Here is a 16,432-nt window from a genome sequence, read left to right as displayed (position 1 = left end):
GGAGTCGAGCCGGGACTCCTTGCGCCGCTGCTTCTTCCGCGGCTCGGGCCACTGGCCGTCCAGAGCCCGCCGGACCGTCCTCCAGGTCACGTTGTGCGTGCGCTGAAGCGCCCGCAACGACATGCCCATCCGGTGATCCCGGCGGATCGCCGCGTACAACTCGACCTTCGACTGCGAGTTACCCATGAGACCCCCCGCGGGAGAAGCACACCTCACGGTCCCACCGCAAGACCCCACGTGACGTCAAAACAAACTGACATCGCAAACTCGGTCAGATAGTGACTCCCACAGTCACCTCGAAACGGCTCCCACAGTCACGTACATAGCCATACAGCCGTCGCACGACCCCCTGGCGCCCGCGCGGCCGTCCCCGGCCGAAGCCGTTACTGGTATCAGTAACCCACAACTCGCTGTCGCCATCTGCTGCCGCAAAACCCCGCGCCGAACTCACCGCTCCCGGCCCAGGAAACTTCGCATCCCGCCCCGACCTGCTCCCGGTGAAACTCCGACACCACCCCCTCCAAGGGACGCAGTGAGGGGGTGGTGTCGGAGGAGAGCAGGGAGCGCGGCAGGTCGGGGCGGGATGCGGTCGCGGCCGCCGCAACACCCGGACGTACACCCGGATGTATGCCCGGCCGCGGTTCAGGCGCCGGCGCCTTTCCCGAGCGGCCGCCGTCTCGATCGCTGCTCGACCTCGCCCGGCTCCGGATCCTCCAGGAGCTCCTGGAGCTCGACCCGCTCGGCGACGAGACGTCGGCCGCCGGCCGTCCCGGCCGGGCTCGATGGGGTGGTGCTCGGGCCGGTGCCCAACGGGCGGCGCGTGGTGGTCACCCGCGCAGTCTCCCGCACGAGTCGTCGCGCCGCCGGACCCAGTACGGGCCTCGCTGTGGCTGCGCACAGAAGAGGTGTCGGCGGCCGCGGACCCGGTTGCCCGGACCGCCGACCAGCCGACTTCGGGGCTCCCGCCGGACCGGGCCTCTCACCCTCGGCAGTGCCCTCGGTCCGTCGTTCCGGCCCCCGGTCGGGGCAACGGTCCAGCCCCCTCTCGGAGCAACCCGCGACCCGGGTCATTCGTAATGCAAGAGGTGTGACCGGGTCGATCTTGGTCGGCGCCGGGTTCTGGGTGTGGGGGATGGGTGGTGAGTGGTGGGGGCCGGTGAGTGGGGGGTGCGGTGGTCTCCGGTGTGGAGGGTCGGAGTTGCGTCACACCTCTGGCACTTTTGACGCGGCCTGCTGCTGGGAGACCGGATTCCCGTACGGCGGGACACCTCTTGCAACTCGGCGAGCAGCTGCTCGTGCTCCTGGCGCGTCGTGTCGGCGATGCGTCCGTGATGCGTCGGCGTCGCGTCGTGACCTGTCGCGGACGCGGCAGGATGCGTCGGACACCGTGGCGGTGATGCGGCAGCGTGTCGGCGCCGGACGCATCAGCGGACAGGTCCGACGTGCACTGACGCGTCGGACGCATCGATTCGAGACCCCCGGGTTCGGGCCCATCGGCCGTGATGCAAGGGAGTGTCGGCCGGGTCCGCGTGGCTCGGCGTGCTCCTGGTCCTCCTCGCCGCTGTACGTCACCGCGTTGACGTACAGCCCGGGACCGGAGACGTACGCGGCGGCCGCGGCCGCGCTCGCCGCGCGCCAGCTGGTGGTCGGCACCCGGCCCGAGTACGCCCGTCCAGTCACCGCCCCCACTCCCCACCACCACAGCGGCGGACGGCGTAGGAGGGAAGTCTGATTACTGACCACGCGCGGACCTGCATCGTTGCCGCTGGTCGCGGCGACCGCCCGCAACGCATCTCGCACGCCCCATCGCAAGCGGCTGTGCAAGGTACTTTGCACGCTGATGTGCACGCTGATGTGCCAGATAGTGTCGCTGACTCCGAGATGGCCGCGCGGGATGCCGGGCTGAGATCCTCCCGGGATGAGCGACGAGATCAGAGACCAGGACGGCGCCCGTCTGTGCGAGTGGTGCGGCGGCCCCATCAAGCAGCCCGCGACGGGGCGGCAGCGCCGCTACTGCCGGCAGTCGTGCCGACAGCGCGCATACGAGGAGCGGCAGGTCCAGGAGCGCGTCGCCCTGGCGAAGTTCGCGGTCCGCTCGCTGATGCAGGACGAGATCAACGCGGCTCGGACCTCCGCATTCCCTGTTTCGTCACGTGACGACGCTGCGCACCCCACCGATTCGTCACGTGACGGAAGTGGCCGTCCCGAGGATTCGTCACGTGACGGAACAGAGGGTGCGGAGGATTCGTCACGTGACGAATCGGTGGGGTCGGTCCCTGAGCAGCGTCCGCAGCGTTCGGCCAAGGCGTCGGCGCCCTCCTCGAGGAGCGGCGGCCGTGGGCGTCGGTTGTGGGACGTGTCGCCGGACGAGGCCGAGCAGGTGCCGCTGTTCGGGAGACCACATCCGTCGCGTGTGGACGGGCCGCACCAGAGCGACGACACGCAGCCGAGCCCCGACGATGCCGGCACCGACGCGGAGCGACCACGGCGGCCGTGACCACATCGCGGCAGCAGCTGCTCCCCGCCCGCCCCGGCCGGGCCGGTGGTCTGCTCACGCGGCCGCATCCGTGACGGCGGCAGTACGGCGCCCGGCCCCGTACAGCCGTGGTCAATGATCGACGTGCCCCCGGCCGGGCACCCCTCCCCTCCCTGCTGGCCTTCTGCGCGCACAACGGCGATGCCCGCGGTCGGCGGACGGCTGGCCATGTAAACCGCTCTGCGTAGCCGCCCCTTCGACGGCGCGCGGCTCGGGCGGCGTCGGGAGCGGGGCGGAGACAGGAGCGGTCCGGCGGCGACCGGGCCGCGCGCCGGTCGCGGAGCGACCGGCCTTGATGAAGTAGAGAAAGTTTGAACGCAGCCGTCCCGTTGGCATGCGAAAGGGCCCGTAGCCGTGGTGGCTGCGGGCCCTTGGGTGGTCAGAGTGGGTCAGATGTGTCCGGCCGTGCGGTTCTCCGCGTGGGAGAGCTGGGATGGCTCGGTGCGCGGGGCGTTCTCGTACCAGCAGAACGGGCGGATGGAGTCGGCGACTGCGCGGACGCTGGTCGCTGCGCCGGGCACGCTGCCGGGGTAGACGCGGGCGCCGTCGATGCTGGCGAGCATCCGGGCACCGTGGTGGACGCATCCGGTGACGCCTTCGGTCATGGCGTCGCGGGCACGGCTCATTTGCCGGTCGCGGATGACTACGGCGTCGTGCGGCCCTTCGCATGGTGTCGGATCGTCGTGGTGGGCAGCAGCGCACCGGTTGGCGGTCGTCTCGGTCACAACGTGCTCCTGGTCGTGGTGGCGGCGTCAGCCGACGATGTCGAGGGTCACGCGGTGGTGCAGCGGGGTGGTGGTCACGGTGACCGAGACGGTGTCGCCATTGGAGTCCCGAGTGATTCCCACGACGCGGAACCCCGGTGTCCCCTCGGGCACGCCTAGCGCCTCGCAGGCGGCAGGGTCCATCGGTTCGGCGGTGATGGTGCACGCCGTGCCCGTCACGTCCCACCCGAGCCAGTCGGCGACTCGAACGCCCTTCGGAGGGCGAAGAGGGTCAGCGCCCACCGGGGCGAGCATCGGCGGGATGCCTTCGTGCCCCTCGGGCTTCCGGGCCGCGATGTCGTACGGCAGCACGGTGAGTTTGTGCTGCGCCGGAACTCCGTTGACCGACCGGATGCGCGTGCGCTCCACGACGGTGGACCCCTCAGTGATCCCCCAGTCGGCCATGTGCTTGGGCGCGTCGAGTTGCTTCACCGAGGTGGTCTCTTCCTTCGCTTCCGCCGACTCCTGAGTCGGCTTCCACGGCACCGCGGCGGCCAGGTCCGGAGGGGTGAAAGTGCCCAGATGGGCGTCTGCGGATGGGCCAGCCGCCACGGTGGTACCGCTCCCGCGTTCAGTGCGCACGAGCCCCAGCGCGGCGAGTATCGAGTACGCGGCAGCCGCCGTCTGCTGCGACACCCCATGCTCCTCGGCGAGGTCGCGCACGCCCGGCAGCCGGGTGCCGTACCGGTATTCACCTGCTGCGATGCCCTCGCGGATCTTCGCCGCGATGCCATTTGCGTTCATCTTCCGGTCCTCCGTTCGGTGCCGGGTCCTCTGCCCAGGCTATCCGCTGTCAAGCAAGGGGACCGCAAATCTTGACGACCGTCAAGACAGTTCCAAACCATCTTGACACTTCGTCATGACCCCCCTACCGTCGAGCCAGATGGGGCCGGAAGGCCGCAACTTGGCAGGGAATAGGAGGGTTTGGCATGTCCGGACTGACGGCCGTAGGTCTCGTGGTCCTGGTGGTCCTGCTGCTGGTGCATGCGCCCGGTGCGGTCCTCGCGGTGCTCGGCAGCGTGGGCGCCGTGGCCGTGTGGGCGGCCGCTCAGCCGTTGGTGATCGGGGTGGGGATCGGCCTGGTCGTCCCGCGCCTGGTGTCGCTGCGGTGGTGGCGCCGATGAAGTCGCTCAATCCGGCCCAGATGAAGACGGCCGCCGAAGTCGCGTCTGCTGAGCGCACGCTGACCGTTGGGTCGTGGGTGATCACGGTGGGCGCCGTCGTCTACTCGGTGCTGACGGTCACCCCGTTCATGGCCGACCACACTGCCCCCGACTACCGGTGGACGGCCCCGGTGCTGCCGATCGTCGTGGACTCGGCCGTGGTCATCGTGGTCCGCCTGGACGCGGCCCTGGCCCGTCTCCACGCCTTCGCCCCGAGTGCTGAGGGCAAGACCCGTCGCAGCGCGTGGCCGTTCATCCTGCGCTGGCTCACCGGCCTTCTGACCCTCGCGCTGAACGTCGGCGCGTCCGCGCTGGCGGGTGACTGGGTCGGCGTCGGCGTTCATATGCCCGCCCCACTGCTGCTGATCGTGAACGCCGAGGCGGCGCTCGCGTACCGCCGGGCGATCACCGTGGCGCTTGCCCGGATCGACGCCGAGGAGCGTGAACACGAAGACCGTGAACGCGCCAAGGCCGAGGCCCGTGAACGGCGCGAGCGGGAGGAGCGCGAGCGGGAGGCCGAGCGTCGTGAACGCTCGGAGCGGGAGGCCCGGGAGCACGCGGAGCGGATGGCCCGTGAACAGGCCGACCGTGACCGCGAGGAGCGGCAGGAGGCCCGGGAAGCCGAGCAGCGGCTTGAGCGGGAGCGTCTGGCGTCCGAGGAGCGCCGGGAGCAGGCCGCACGGGAGGAGCGTCGCGAGGAGCGGGAGCGCCAAGAGCGCCGCGAGCGCGAGGCGCGTGAACGCGCTGACGAGGAGCGGGAGCGGCAGCAGCGGGAGGCTCGTGAACGCCGCCCCCGCCCGGTCCGTGAACGCGAACCGCAGCGGACCGCCCCCGCCCCGGCTCCCCGTGAACAGCGCGCCCCGGCGCCGGTGAACACGGCCGAGGAGCGGCCGGTGAACAAGAACAAGTTGCCCGAGGAGCGGGCGCGTGCCGTCGTTCGCGACGGTGCCGGTACCCGGCCCGTGCGGCAGTTGGCCGAGGAGACGGGCTGGTCGGTCGGCTGGGTTCAGAGCCGGATCGCCGAGCTGGCCGACGAGCTGGTCGGCAGCTCGGCGGGGGGTGGTGAGCAGTGAGCCCCCGCCGGGTCAAGCCCCGCACCCCGCCCCGGGCCGCGACGGCCCAGGTGCCCGGACAGCTCGGCTTCGACTGTGACGAGCCCTGGCAGCCCACCAGCGGCTGCACGTGCTGGCCGCCGGTCCCCCGGGGCTGTGGTCACTGCAAGACCTGCGACTCCTGCCAGGACTGCGGACGGTGCGCCGGACGCGGCTGCGTCTGCGAATGCGAGGACGACTCATGAGCACCACCGACCAGAACCTGACCGCTCAGCACGCCGAGGTGAAGGCCGAGATCGCCCGCACTGACGCCAAGACCGCGCTCCTCCTCGCGTTCATCGGCGCCGTCATGGCCGGTGCCTGGACCGTCGCCCGCGACCTGCCGATGAACGCCCTCGCGTACGCGGCGGGCGGATCCGGGCTCGTGCTCCTGGTCGCCGCGGCCGGGCTGGTGCTCCGCTCGGTCCGCCCGAACCTCAACGGCGGCAAGGGCTTCGTGCTGTGGGCCACGCTCACCCCGCAGCAGATCGCCGCCACCGCCGAGGACCGGGACCTGGCCGCCGACATCGCGGGCCTGTCCCGCCTGGCCATCGCCAAGTTCACCTGCCTGCGCCGCGCCGTCGACCTGACGTGTGCGGGCGGCGCCCTGCTGGTCCTGTCCGCCCTGATCGCCCTCGGGGGCACGGCATGAGCGACTTCATGCCGCGCCCGGCGCGGGATCTGACGCCCCCGGTACCGGTCTCCGAGCCGCTGACCGGACCGGTGGAGCTGGCGGCCGAGCGTGGCCCGGTCGTCTACATCCCCGGCGCGCACGGCGGGTTTGTCGCCGTCCGGCGCGAGGACCTGCCCACCGTTCCCGCACCCGCGCCCCCGGCCCCGGTGCCTGCCGGCATCGACCCGCACGCCCAGCGCCTGGGCGCCCGGGGCCTGTTCGCCGCCGGGGCCGGGGTCGGCACCTACTTCGCCGCCCAGGGCCTGGCCGTCGTCCTCAACCACCTCGTCCAGGGCCTCATCGCGGCCGGGGTTGCGGTCGGAGTCGTCCTGGCGACCGGCGGCCGACGCGGCGGCGACACCTACGTCACCAACCACCACGTCACGAACCGCTGGTTCGGGCGCTCCACCACGAACATCCGCAACCACTGACCAGGAAGGACACCCCATGGAAGCGATCGTCCGCACCGCCGCGCGGGTCATGGTCATCGAGGAGGTGCGCGCCTACGTCGAGGGCATGGGCCGCGTCGACGAGACCAACGCCGGACAGCTCCTCGGTCACCTCATGACCGCCGAGGTGCTCCTCATGCGGATCGCCGAGGCGTTCGAGGAGACGGGCTGATGGCCCGCTACGCCGCCGACACCGCCCGGGGCGAGGAGAACGCCGGTCCGCCGCCCCGCCCCTGGGAGCCGTGGGGCAGGCCCACCGGCCCGGCCGGGGACCGCCCGCCCCGCACGGTCACTGCCCAGCCCGGCCACCGCAAGACCCGCAAGCCCAAAGCATCCTGAAGGAGAGTCATGACTGGTCAGTGGATTCCGCCCCGGCCGACCACCCCGCCGAACGTTCCCGGCCCGAGCCGCCCTGGTCCGGCCCGCGCCCCGCGCCCCGCGCCCGGCCGGAGCCCGAAGTACAACATCGAGAAGATCAACCTGATGCCGGACGTGTCCGGCCTGGTGCCGCCGCTGTCGTTCAACTACACGAAGGTGGTGCACAACGGAGGCGGCCGGGGAAGCGGCTCGACCCCGGCCAAGAGCGCCCCGGGCAGCGACTTCCTGTCGAACGAGGACATCCGCGCGTACTGCGAGTGGTCCCGCAAGCAGGCCCGGGACCGCTCGACCACCACGGCGATGGACATCGACATGCTGGAGGCCCGGCTCAAGTCCATCCCGGACGTCACCGGCTCCATGCAGGGCGCCCGCGCCCGCGCCAAGCGGGTTGCCCGCTGGGGGCGCCGGATCGCCCAGGCCGAGAAGCTGATCGCGAAGTGGTACGCGGCCCTCTACGGCGCCTTTGAGCGCGAGTACGAGGCCGAGCTGGTCCGCATCGGGCGCGGCCGCACGCAGCAGTCCCGGCAGCAGGTTGCCCAGCCCTTCGGGTGGCGCTGACATGCCGATCCTCGTCGCGGCCGCCCTGGCCGCCGTCGCCACCGCGATCGTCCTGCGGATCACCCACAAGGTGATGCTGCGCGACGGCCTCGGCCTGGCGGTGATCGCTTACGTCCTGCTGTTCCTCGTCTCGACCCTCGGCGGCTGAGACTCCCCTCTCGCACCACGGCGGGCGCGACCCGCGCGCTGCGCCCGCCCCTCGACCTCCGGGAGCAATGACCATGGCTGACCACTCCTCCAACCTCACCAAGGCCCTGACCAAGGCCCTCAAGACGCCCCACGTCCGCCCCTGGTTGGCCGTGGCCGCCGAGGTCCCCGCGAGCGTCCTGGCGCACGCGGTATGGGGCCCGAACCCGATCGCCGCGATCGGCATGACCGTCGCCTCCGGTGCCCTGACCTGCGCCACCTGGTGGGCGAGCAAGGGCGCCAAGCTCGACCGCCGTCTGCACGCCACCGGCTCGGCGGCTGCGGGCGCCACCTACCTGACCGCTGCCGCGTTCACCAACCCGCTCGGCGAAGCCCAGCTCTCGCTCCTGGCGATGGGCGGCGCGGTGGCCGCCGGGAGCTGGAACGTCCGCAAGCTGATGCGGAAGAGCGACGGCCAGAACGCCGAGCAGAGCAGCGAGACCGGTCTGCTGGCGAAGTCGCTGGGCAAGGCCAAGCTCGCGCTGCGCAAGGAACCGAAGGTCGAGCCCAACAAGGTGACCGCCCCCTACAAGATCACCGCCCCGGGGGAGCTGACCAACGAGGACATCGGCCGCCGCGCCCAGCACATCGCAACCGAGCTGGGCATCTCCCCGACCGCGCTGCGGATCGTCTCCGATCCCGACAACGCCGCGTTCGGCCAGTTCGTCATCGTGCCCGAGGACATGCTCGTGGACGGCGCGCAGTGGCCCGGCCCGTCCGCATTCGGCGGGTCCATCACCGACCCGGTGGTCGTGGGCATCTACGAGGACGGCGACCCCGAGCAGTTCTGGTTCCCCGCCGACCCCAACCCCAAGGGCGACCGCAACGCGACCCACTTCCTGGCCGCCGGGATGAACGGCTCGGGGAAGAGCGCCGGGATGACGCTGGCCATCGTGGACGCGCTGACCCGCCGCGACTTCATCGTGTGGGCGTGCGACCCCTCCAAGGGCATGCAGACCTTCGGCCCCCTGCTGCCGTACTTGGACTGGGTGGAGATGACCCAGGCTGGCGGGGAAGAGATGATCGACGCACTGTCGCAGGTCATCACCGCGCGGGCCGACGAGCTGGGCCGTCACGGCTTCAAGAACTGGACCCCGGCCGCCTTCGAGCAGCTACAGATGCCGTACATGGCCGTCTGGATCGAGGAAGCCGCGAAGTTCTTCCGCAACGGCACCGAGATGGAAGGGCTCGTCCAGGAAGCCCGGTCCGCCGGTATCTCCGTCATCATCAGCCTCCAGCGCCCGTCGTCCACCTCGATGCCGACCGACGTGCGCGAGCAGCTCGGCGGAGTCCTCTGCTTCGGCGTGAAGGGCTCCACCACCGCCGACATGGCCCTGCCCGACGACGTGCGCGATGCCGGGGCCCGCCCGGAGGCGTGGGAGAACCGCAAGCGCGGCTACAACTACCTGGTCGCCCCCGGGGTGGATGAGGAGCGGTACGCGATGAAGGCCCGCACCTTCACCCCGCCGTCCGACGAGGAGATCGGCCGCGTGCTCGCCGCTGCCCCCAAGACCCCGGCCGGTCCGACGACGACAGCCGCGGCCGGGGAGGCGTACGCCAACCGCACCCGCTACGACGGCGCCCCGACCCCGGCCGCGGCCGCCGGCGCCCCGACCCCGGAGGTCTCTATGAACACCGAGCAGAAGACCACGCGCGACGAGCAGCTGCTGGAGCGGCAGATCGAGCGCGACGTCGCCGACGTCCTCGGCGAGGACGAGGGCGAGGGCCTGGCCGTCGCCGCCGACCCCGACCAGGAGCTGGCCCCGGTCAACTCCGTCTGGAAGTTCGCCGAGCCCCCCAAGGCGGCAGGCTCGAAGCGCAGCACGGAGGAGGCCATGGCCGAGCTGATGGCGCTCCTGGACGAGCGCCGCGCGGAGAACGCTCAGTTCGTCGGCCCGCGCGACTTCGTCCCGCACTGCGGTGCGGCCGGGCGGATCGGGCGGTCCCGCCCGTGGGTCTCCGAGCGCCTGGGCGAACTCGCCGACGCCGGAATCCACCTCGCCGAGACCGACGAGAGCGGCGTCTACCGGCTGCTCTACCCCGAGCTCGCCAGCGTCTGACACCGCCCTGACCAGCACTGACACCCTCTGACACCCCCTCTGACAGCGGGAGGGGTGTCAGAGGGGGTGTCAGCCACGGTGTCAGCGCCTCTGACACCGCGATCCACCTAAGAGATCACCCCGTGAGACCCGTCCCTGACACCCGCTCTGACACCACCGACGTAACGCCCAAACCGCCACGTATGGCGTGTCAGTGGGTGTCAGGCGGACAAACAGACCACACCGAGGAGGATGAGATGCCCGCCCTGGACGAGCCGTTCGAACTGGGCCCGCACGGCGGTCTGTACGTGACCCCCGGCCACCACCCGGCCCCCGCGATGCGCGCCGCCGTCACGGCCGCGATCGAGACCGTGGGCGGCGACGGAGCTGAGGACGTGCCCGAGGCCCGGCTGGAGCACGTCTGGGCCCGGTGGCGCACCCCGGCCGAGGACTGGCTGGACTTCGTCGCGGCCGGTACGCCCGGTGCCGAGCCGTACACGGCGCTCTACCTCGACTGACCCCAAAAGCCCCGGGGCGACCCCTACCGCCAAGCAGATGGTCGCCCCGGTCCACCCGAATCCGATCAAGAAACAGGTGAGACCAGTATGACCGCCTTACCGACGTACGCGGGCCTCGTTGAGGACCTGGAGCGCGAGGACGACGAACGCGGCTACGAGGAGGAGCCGGAGGGCGCGTTCGTCCAGGACGTCCTGGCCGCCATCGGCGCCATCGCGGCCGGTGTGCTGCCGGTGTGCCGGCAGTGCTGGTGTGGCCACCCGATGACCCCCACGGGGGGAGACCACTGGGTGTGCCAGAGCTGCCATAGCGAGTACCAGGGCCCCGGTGGCGCGGTCGAGGTGCCGCGCCCCGAGGCGGCCGAGATCGGCGCCGGTTACTGCGGGAACTGCGGCGAGCCCGTGAGCACCTTGGACGGCCGGTACGCCTGCACCTCCTGCGGCTACTGCAACTGAGGGGGCGCAATGACTGCTCGTCGCGAGGAACAGCCTGAACAGCCCGAGCTGCCCCACCGGAACCCGGGCGAGAGCCGTCCGCCGGACGTCGGCCCGCCGCCGCCGTGCCCCCCGCCCCTGAAACCGGTCCTCCAGACCATCCGGGGCGGCCGCCGGAAGTGAACCGCTGACCAGACAAAGAGGGCCGGACCGCCCCAAACGGTCCGGCCCTCTTCACGGCACACCAGACCACATCAGCCTCAATCGGTGGGTCGGTGACCACTCGTCACGCCAAATAGGGCAAGATCAGGGGCCACAACGGCTCCGCAAAAAGCGGAGCGGCCAGGGATTAGGCCCCCTGACCGCTCTCAGAGCCCCCAGACGCTTCCAGGCAATCTCAAGGACTCAACGCTTTGACCAGCGTACGGGACGCTGACGCGTCCGCACCACATGACCCGGCTCACGCGCCGGACGTCACTCCCGCGCAGGGCGCGGTCGAGGACGCGCGTGGGCCGGTCGCTGGTGTCACCCCCCTGGAGCTCGCCCGGCAGCGGCAGACGGCCGTCCGCGCCGCCGCCCAGGCCAAGCGCGCCGTCGCCCCCCGCCCCCGCGCGATCGACCGCGCCATCGACCGGGAGCTGGCTCGCGCTGCGAAGGCCCCCAGCGAGGCCCTGAGCGCTGCTCTGACGGCCGCTGGGATCGATCCGGCCGCAACCACTGCCGCCCGCTCCCACCGGACCGTCACGGACGACTCAGCCCCCACCCCCCACGGCGGGGCGGCTGGGGAAAGAGGGAACAGCGTTTCCGCTGCTGGTCAGAACCTTGACGGCGCGTCCGGAGACGGCGACGGCGACGGCTGCGGAGTCTTCCTGCCGAGGAAGGACGCCCGGCTCCGGCTGCGCGACGAGATCCAGCGGTGGACCCAACTGCCGTCCGTCCGGCACTGCGAAGCCGCGCCCAAGGGTGAGGCGGTCGGCGTTCACCTGGCCAACAGCGGCCGCTCCACGTCCTTCTCCGGCCTGGTCCGCTGCGGGTCGGTCTGGTCCTGCCCGCCGTGCGCCGCCCGCGTCCGGGCCCACCGCGCCGCTGAGCTGGAGCGTTGGGCGCTCGCCTGGCTGGAGGAAGACCACGGCCTGTACCTGGTCACGCTCACGGTGCCGCACTGGGAGCACGTCCGCCTGGACGGCGAGCAGGGGCAGCTGAACAAGCTCCTGGAGGGGTGGCGCGGCGTTGGGATGGGCGCGTGGTGGGTCGGACGCGCCGTCATTCGCAACAAGGCACCCGTTCGCTGGGAGGACCGCCACCAGTACGCCGACGATGAGGACTTCCCCACCGACATCGAGCCGCGGGAAGTCGGCGGCGAACTGGTGGTGTGGAAGCGCGGCTTCAAGGCCCGATGGGGCATCGCCGGGACCACCCGCACCGCTGAGATCACCGATGGCCGCAACGGCTGGCACTCCCACATCCACGTCCTGATCTGGACCGAGACGCCCGCCACCCGCGCCGACGCCGACAAGCTGGAGCAAGAGCTGTACGACCGGTGGGCCCAGCGCTGCCGGTCGGTGAAACTGCCCGTGCCCAGCCGCGACCGGGGCGTGCGCGTGGATCCCGCCGACCGCTCCCTGGCCGGACAGAAGGCGCTCGCCCGGTACATCGCCAAGGTCCAGGAGAAGCAGCGCGACGACGAGGACCAGGAGCAGAAGCCGGTCGGCCGCGCGCTCGCCTCCGAGATGACCCGGCAGGACATGAAGCTCGCCCGGGGCGCGAAGGGACGGACCGCGTTCGACCTCGCGCAGCTGGCGGCCGAGGGTCACGAGTGGGCCCGGGAGCGGTGGCTGGAGTACGAATCGGCGACCCGTGGCCGCCGCTGCCTCACCTGGAGCGAGGGCCTGCGCGAGCGCCTCGCCGAGCTGCTCGACGAAGAGCTCGACGAGCGCGACGACGACGAGCTGGCGAACGAACTCGAAGAGGAGCGCCAGGTGCCGGACGTCGCCATCGCCCGGCCCGCGTTCCGCGAGAGCATCGCCCAGCGCCGTGGCGGCCGCGCCGACATCGTCGCGGCCGGGGACGTCGGCGGGCTGCCCGCTGTCCTCGCGCTGCTCGACCGCTGGGGCCTGGTCTCCGGCACGGACTACTGGCTCCCCGATCCGCTGGAGGACGCGCTGCCGGTCTCGGCCGAGCAGTACAAGCGCGGCCGGGCGGCCAAGCAGCATTGGCACGACCGCGTCCAGGCGGCCGACGCGGTCCCGCTCAGCCGCACCGTCCAGCAATGGGCGGCCGCCGCCGAGAAACGCCGCGCGACCCTCGCCGCGCAGAAGGACGAGACCGCAACTGCGGCCGCCGACGGGACCACCACCGACGTCGAGCTGGCCGAGCTGGAGGCCGCCCGCGTCCAGTTCCTCGAAGCACGCCGCGCCGCCACCGCCGCCCGCGAAACCGACGTCGCGGCCGCGCTCGCCCGGTTCCGCAACGCCAGCTGACCCGGCGGCCGAATCCGCTTACTGATATCAGTGAGCACTATCTTGCTGCCGCCATCTACAGCCGTCGTACGGCAGGCGGGGCGGGGCTTACTGGGCCCAGTGAGCACTATCTTGCTGCCGCCACCTACAGCTGGCTGTGTCACTTTCACGGGGAGTCGTTTCGAGGTGACTTGGGGAGTCGTTTCGCGTCGGCAGGCAAGATCAATGTCAGTGGCTTTTGATATCACTGTCGACTGTCAGTGCCGGGTGGGAGGCTGCTCGGCATGGTCGAACCGAACCCGAAAGCGGATCTTCTCCGGTACTTGCAAGAGGCGCGTGACGCCCTGGTGTGGAAGCTCGATGGGCTCTCGGAGTACGACATCCGACGTCCGCTGACCCCCACCGGCACGAACCTGTTGGGGCTGGTCAAGCATGTCGCCAGCGTGGAGCTGGGGTACTTCGGCGACACGTTTGGGCGGCCGTTCTTCGACGCGGGGCCGCCATCCTGGTGGTATACCGAGGAGCCAGAGCTCAACTCGGACATGTGGGCCACTGCAGACGAATCACGGGAACAGATCGTTGGGCTGTATCGCCAGGCGTGGGAGCACTCCAACAGCACGATCGCAACGCTGACGCTTGACGCGATCGGTCACGTCCCGTGGTGGCCGGAGGAACGTCGAGAGGTGACGCTGCACCACATCCTGGTGCGCGTGATCTCCGATACTCAGCGGCACGCCGGTCACGCCGACATCGTGCGAGAGCTCATCGATGGATCCGTCGGATATTTGCAAGGCAAGGACAACATGCCACCAGAGGATCAGGCGTGGTGGGAGGGCTACCGGAGCCGACTGGAGCGCGTGGCTCGGGAAGTCAAAGGCTGATCTCGCCCCGCTGCCGACCCGGTTGACTCGGGTCGGCCGTGCGGCGCCGTTCAGCCGGCTGCGGTCTGCTCGGCCAGGGCTTTGGTGTGGGCGAGGCGGTAGGACTCGGTGCCGGTCTGGATGATGGCGCCGTTGAAGGTCAGCCGGTCGACGATGGCCGCGCAGAGCCGGGGATCGGTGAACGTCTTCGTCCAGCCGCTAAAACTCTCGTTCGAAGCGATGGCGACACTGTTCTTCTCCTCGCGCTCGGTCAGAACCTGAAACAGCAGCTCAGCGCCCCTGCGGTCAAGCTCCATATAGCCGAGTTCATCAATGCACAAAAGATCGACACGGCCGTAGCGGGCGATCGTCTTCGACAGCTGCTTCTCGTCGGCGGCCTCGACCAGTTCGTTGACGAGCTTGGTGGCCAGCACGTAGCGGACACGGAAGCCGTGCATCGCCGCCTCGGTGCCCAGCGCGATCAGCAGGTGCGACTTGCCAGTGCCAGAGTCGCCGATCAGGCAGAGCGGCTCTCCCTTCTTGACCCATTCACAGGTCGCGAGGGTGTTGACGGTGGCCGGGTCGATGTTCGGGTTGGCCTCGAAATCGAACGCCCGCAAACTCTTGTCGCGAGGGAAGGAAGCGGCCTTGATCCGGCGCTCGGAACGTCGGCGGGCCCGGTCATCGCACTCGGCCATCAGCAGCTCGGCGAGGAAGGCCCGATACGACATCTGATCACGGGCGGCGCCTTCGGCCAGATCGGGGAACTGCTGGCGGATCGACGGCAGCCTGAGCATGCGGCATGCCTGGTCGATCGAGGCGGTGGCAGCTTCTTCGGTCAGTCCGCGCTTGCGTGTCATGATCCCTCTTTCTCGCCGGCCGTGCGGCCGTGCCGTTTCAGGAGCTGGTCGTAGTGGGCCACCGACGGCAGCGGCCGGTTATCGGGCGGGAGGTGGGACAGCTTCCAGTCGGACATGAAGGTGACCGTGCCGCCGGTCTCCTCCTGCGGCTGGACGGCACGGCCCGAGGCGGGCTTCACGGGCTCGGTGAAGGTCTCGCCCTCGGCGGCCTTGCGGGCCTCCAGTGCGACCGCGTCCGCAGTCAAGGCGCCCGCTCGGTGGGCGGCGGCGAGCCCGGCGACGACGTGTTCGTGTTCCATGTGGCGGCCCAGCAGCAGCACCTCGATCAGGGCTCTGGTGCCGGCCGCCTCGCCGTGGGCGGCGCGGGCCGCAGCCCACCAGGCTTCATGGACGGGGGTGAACTTCCCTGCGGCTTTGGCCTGTTCGAGGGCGGTCGCCCCAGGGAAGGCGCCCGGCTTGCGCAGCAGGGCCTCCAGGTAGTGGTCCAGGACCAGGCGGGACTCGCCCCGGCCGCTGAGCCGTTCGTGGTGGGCGACCACCGTGCGGCCGTCATAAACGACCAGATCATTGGCGTGCAGCAGCACCCGCAACTGGCGTCCGATGAAGCGGACCGGGACCGAATAGGAGTTGCAGCGGACGGTGACCTGGGCGAAGCGGTTGACCCGCGGAGTGAACCAGCGTCCGGTCTCGAACACCTCGCGAGGCAGTGGTCGCAGCAGCGGCTGTTCCTGGGCGAAGTACTCGCCGATGGTGCGGGTCCTGGACCGCAGGCGCCGGCCTTCGTCGTCCAGATCCCACTGGTCGACCATGGCGTTCAGCTCGGTCAGCGAGGCGACCTCGGGGACGGGGACGAAGTGGTTGCGGCGGTAGTAGCCGATCTGCCCCTCGACACCGCCCTTCTCGTGGGCGCCTTCGATACCGGGGCGGCAGTAGAAGGCATCGACGCCCCAGTGCGAGCGGAAGGCCGTCCAGCGGTCGTTCTCCACCCGGGCCCTGGACAAGCCCAGCACCCGTTCGACCGCGGCTCGCAGGTTGTCGTAACGGATCCGGCCGCGGGGTATGCCGCCCAGCATCCGGAACGCGTGCACGTGCCCCTCGAAGAACGCCTCCTGGCCGCAGGAGGCGAAGACCCGGTGCACCGCCTTGCCGGAGTAGGACAACCGCAGCGAGAACAGATAGACCTTGGTCATCTTGCCCGCGAGCATCACATGCACGTCGCCGAAGTCGACCTCCGCCTCCGCCCCCGGCAGATGCGTCTGGGGCACGAACATCGCATCCGGGCCCACCCCCGCCTGTCGGCGGATCTCCTTACGGCGGTCCTTCACATAGACACGGACCATGGAGTACGAGATGTCATCGGCCTCATGGCCTTCGACCAGGCGGTCGTAGATCCGCTGGGCGGTGTGCCGCTGCTTGGGCGGAGCGTCCAGGTCGGCCCGCAGCATCCCGTCGATCAGCGGTTTGTA

The 16,432-nt window shown here is 70.7% G+C and carries 20 protein-coding genes and 1 pseudogene; 15 read left to right on the top strand and 6 right to left on the bottom strand.

Annotated features, from left to right (window positions below; translation table 11 throughout):
* Positions 1-186: pseudogene (locus NP777_RS45955) on the bottom strand (IS21 family transposase); the annotation flags it as partial.
* Between the two features lie 456 nt (positions 187-642).
* The gene (locus NP777_RS45950; RefSeq protein WP_256656163.1) at positions 643-831 is read right to left on the bottom strand and encodes a hypothetical protein; all 189 of its coding nucleotides are present in this window, start codon (positions 829-831) and stop codon (positions 643-645) included.
* 745 nt (positions 832-1,576) lie between these two features.
* Here NP777_RS45950 and NP777_RS45945 point away from each other — a divergent pair.
* Together NP777_RS45945 and NP777_RS45940 are read left to right on the top strand one after the other, a co-directional pair.
* Positions 1,577-1,732, top strand: a complete 156-nt coding sequence (locus NP777_RS45945; RefSeq protein ID WP_256656162.1) for a hypothetical protein — start codon at positions 1,577-1,579, stop codon at positions 1,730-1,732.
* 186 nt (positions 1,733-1,918) lie between these two features.
* On the top strand, positions 1,919-2,497 hold the full coding sequence (locus tag NP777_RS45940; RefSeq protein WP_256656161.1) for a hypothetical protein: 579 nt from the start codon (positions 1,919-1,921) through the stop codon (positions 2,495-2,497).
* A 428-nt stretch (positions 2,498-2,925) separates the two neighbouring features.
* On the opposite strand, the gene NP777_RS45935 is transcribed toward NP777_RS45940, so the two are convergent.
* Together NP777_RS45935 and NP777_RS45930 are read right to left on the bottom strand one after the other, a co-directional pair.
* A complete protein-coding gene (locus NP777_RS45935) occupies positions 2,926-3,261 on the bottom strand; it encodes a hypothetical protein (RefSeq protein ID WP_256656160.1) in 336 nt (111 codons plus the stop codon).
* A 27-nt stretch (positions 3,262-3,288) separates the two neighbouring features.
* Complete coding sequence (locus tag NP777_RS45930) at positions 3,289-4,044, bottom strand: GntR family transcriptional regulator (protein WP_256656159.1); 756 nt, start codon at positions 4,042-4,044, stop codon at positions 3,289-3,291.
* Between the two features lie 185 nt (positions 4,045-4,229).
* On the opposite strand from NP777_RS45930, the gene NP777_RS45925 reads away from it, so the two are divergent.
* From NP777_RS45925 to NP777_RS45865, 13 genes are all read left to right on the top strand, one after another.
* Entirely contained in the window at positions 4,230-4,424 is a 195-nt protein-coding gene (locus NP777_RS45925; RefSeq protein WP_164437172.1) for a hypothetical protein, read from the top strand.
* Complete coding sequence (locus tag NP777_RS45920) at positions 4,421-5,536, top strand: hypothetical protein (RefSeq protein ID WP_256656158.1); 1,116 nt, start codon at positions 4,421-4,423, stop codon at positions 5,534-5,536. Before NP777_RS45925 ends, NP777_RS45920 begins: the two co-directional genes overlap by 4 nt.
* 220 nt (positions 5,537-5,756) lie before the next feature.
* On the top strand, positions 5,757-6,206 hold the full coding sequence (locus NP777_RS45915) for a Pycsar system effector family protein (protein WP_256656157.1): 450 nt from the start codon (positions 5,757-5,759) through the stop codon (positions 6,204-6,206).
* Positions 6,203-6,658, top strand: coding sequence for a hypothetical protein (locus tag NP777_RS45910; RefSeq protein WP_256656156.1), 456 nt, complete (start codon positions 6,203-6,205; stop codon positions 6,656-6,658). Before NP777_RS45915 ends, NP777_RS45910 begins: the two co-directional genes overlap by 4 nt.
* Before the next feature lie 16 nt (positions 6,659-6,674).
* Positions 6,675-6,848 (top strand): hypothetical protein, encoded by a 174-nt coding sequence (locus NP777_RS45905; RefSeq protein ID WP_256656155.1) that lies wholly within the window; start codon positions 6,675-6,677, stop codon positions 6,846-6,848.
* A complete protein-coding gene (locus tag NP777_RS45900) occupies positions 6,848-7,015 on the top strand; it encodes a hypothetical protein (protein WP_256656154.1) in 168 nt (55 codons plus the stop codon). Before NP777_RS45905 ends, NP777_RS45900 begins: the two co-directional genes overlap by 1 nt.
* Positions 7,016-7,024: 9 nt before the next feature.
* A complete protein-coding gene (traA, locus tag NP777_RS45895) occupies positions 7,025-7,612 on the top strand; it encodes a plasmid transfer protein TraA (RefSeq protein ID WP_256656153.1) in 588 nt (195 codons plus the stop codon).
* Between the two features lies 1 nt (position 7,613).
* Positions 7,614-7,760, top strand: a complete 147-nt coding sequence (locus NP777_RS45890) for a hypothetical protein (protein ID WP_164437182.1) — start codon at positions 7,614-7,616, stop codon at positions 7,758-7,760.
* Between the two features lie 73 nt (positions 7,761-7,833).
* The gene (gene traB / locus NP777_RS45885) at positions 7,834-9,858 is read left to right on the top strand and encodes a plasmid transfer protein TraB (RefSeq protein ID WP_256656152.1); all 2,025 of its coding nucleotides are present in this window, start codon (positions 7,834-7,836) and stop codon (positions 9,856-9,858) included.
* Positions 9,859-10,094: 236 nt separating this feature from the next.
* Positions 10,095-10,355 (top strand): hypothetical protein, encoded by a 261-nt coding sequence (locus tag NP777_RS45880; protein WP_256656151.1) that lies wholly within the window; start codon positions 10,095-10,097, stop codon positions 10,353-10,355.
* A gap of 87 nt (positions 10,356-10,442) precedes the next feature.
* Positions 10,443-10,808: a hypothetical protein gene (locus NP777_RS45875; RefSeq protein WP_256656150.1), complete on the top strand. Its 366-nt coding sequence runs from the start codon at positions 10,443-10,445 to the stop codon at positions 10,806-10,808.
* A 392-nt stretch (positions 10,809-11,200) separates the two neighbouring features.
* Positions 11,201-13,267 (top strand): hypothetical protein, encoded by a 2,067-nt coding sequence (locus NP777_RS45870; protein WP_256656149.1) that lies wholly within the window; start codon positions 11,201-11,203, stop codon positions 13,265-13,267.
* Positions 13,268-13,530: 263 nt separating this feature from the next.
* Positions 13,531-14,127 (top strand): DinB family protein, encoded by a 597-nt coding sequence (locus NP777_RS45865; RefSeq protein WP_256656148.1) that lies wholly within the window; start codon positions 13,531-13,533, stop codon positions 14,125-14,127.
* 50 nt (positions 14,128-14,177) lie between these two features.
* Here NP777_RS45865 and istB read toward each other — a convergent pair whose 3' ends face one another.
* Positions 14,178-14,966 (bottom strand): IS21-like element helper ATPase IstB, encoded by a 789-nt coding sequence (istB, locus tag NP777_RS45860; RefSeq protein ID WP_256656147.1) that lies wholly within the window; start codon positions 14,964-14,966, stop codon positions 14,178-14,180.
* Positions 14,963-16,432 (bottom strand): IS21 family transposase (gene istA, locus NP777_RS45855; protein ID WP_256656146.1); only part of this gene is annotated, 1,470 nt, incomplete at its 5' end. The genes istB and istA, both read right to left, overlap by 4 nt.

Origin of the sequence: Streptomyces rugosispiralis, from assembly GCF_024505145.1 — a bacterium.
GTDB lineage: Bacteria > Actinomycetota > Actinomycetes > Streptomycetales > Streptomycetaceae > Streptomyces > Streptomyces rugosispiralis.
The sequence above is the reverse complement of the archived record's forward strand: the minus strand, read 5'-3'. Positions and strand labels throughout refer to the sequence as shown.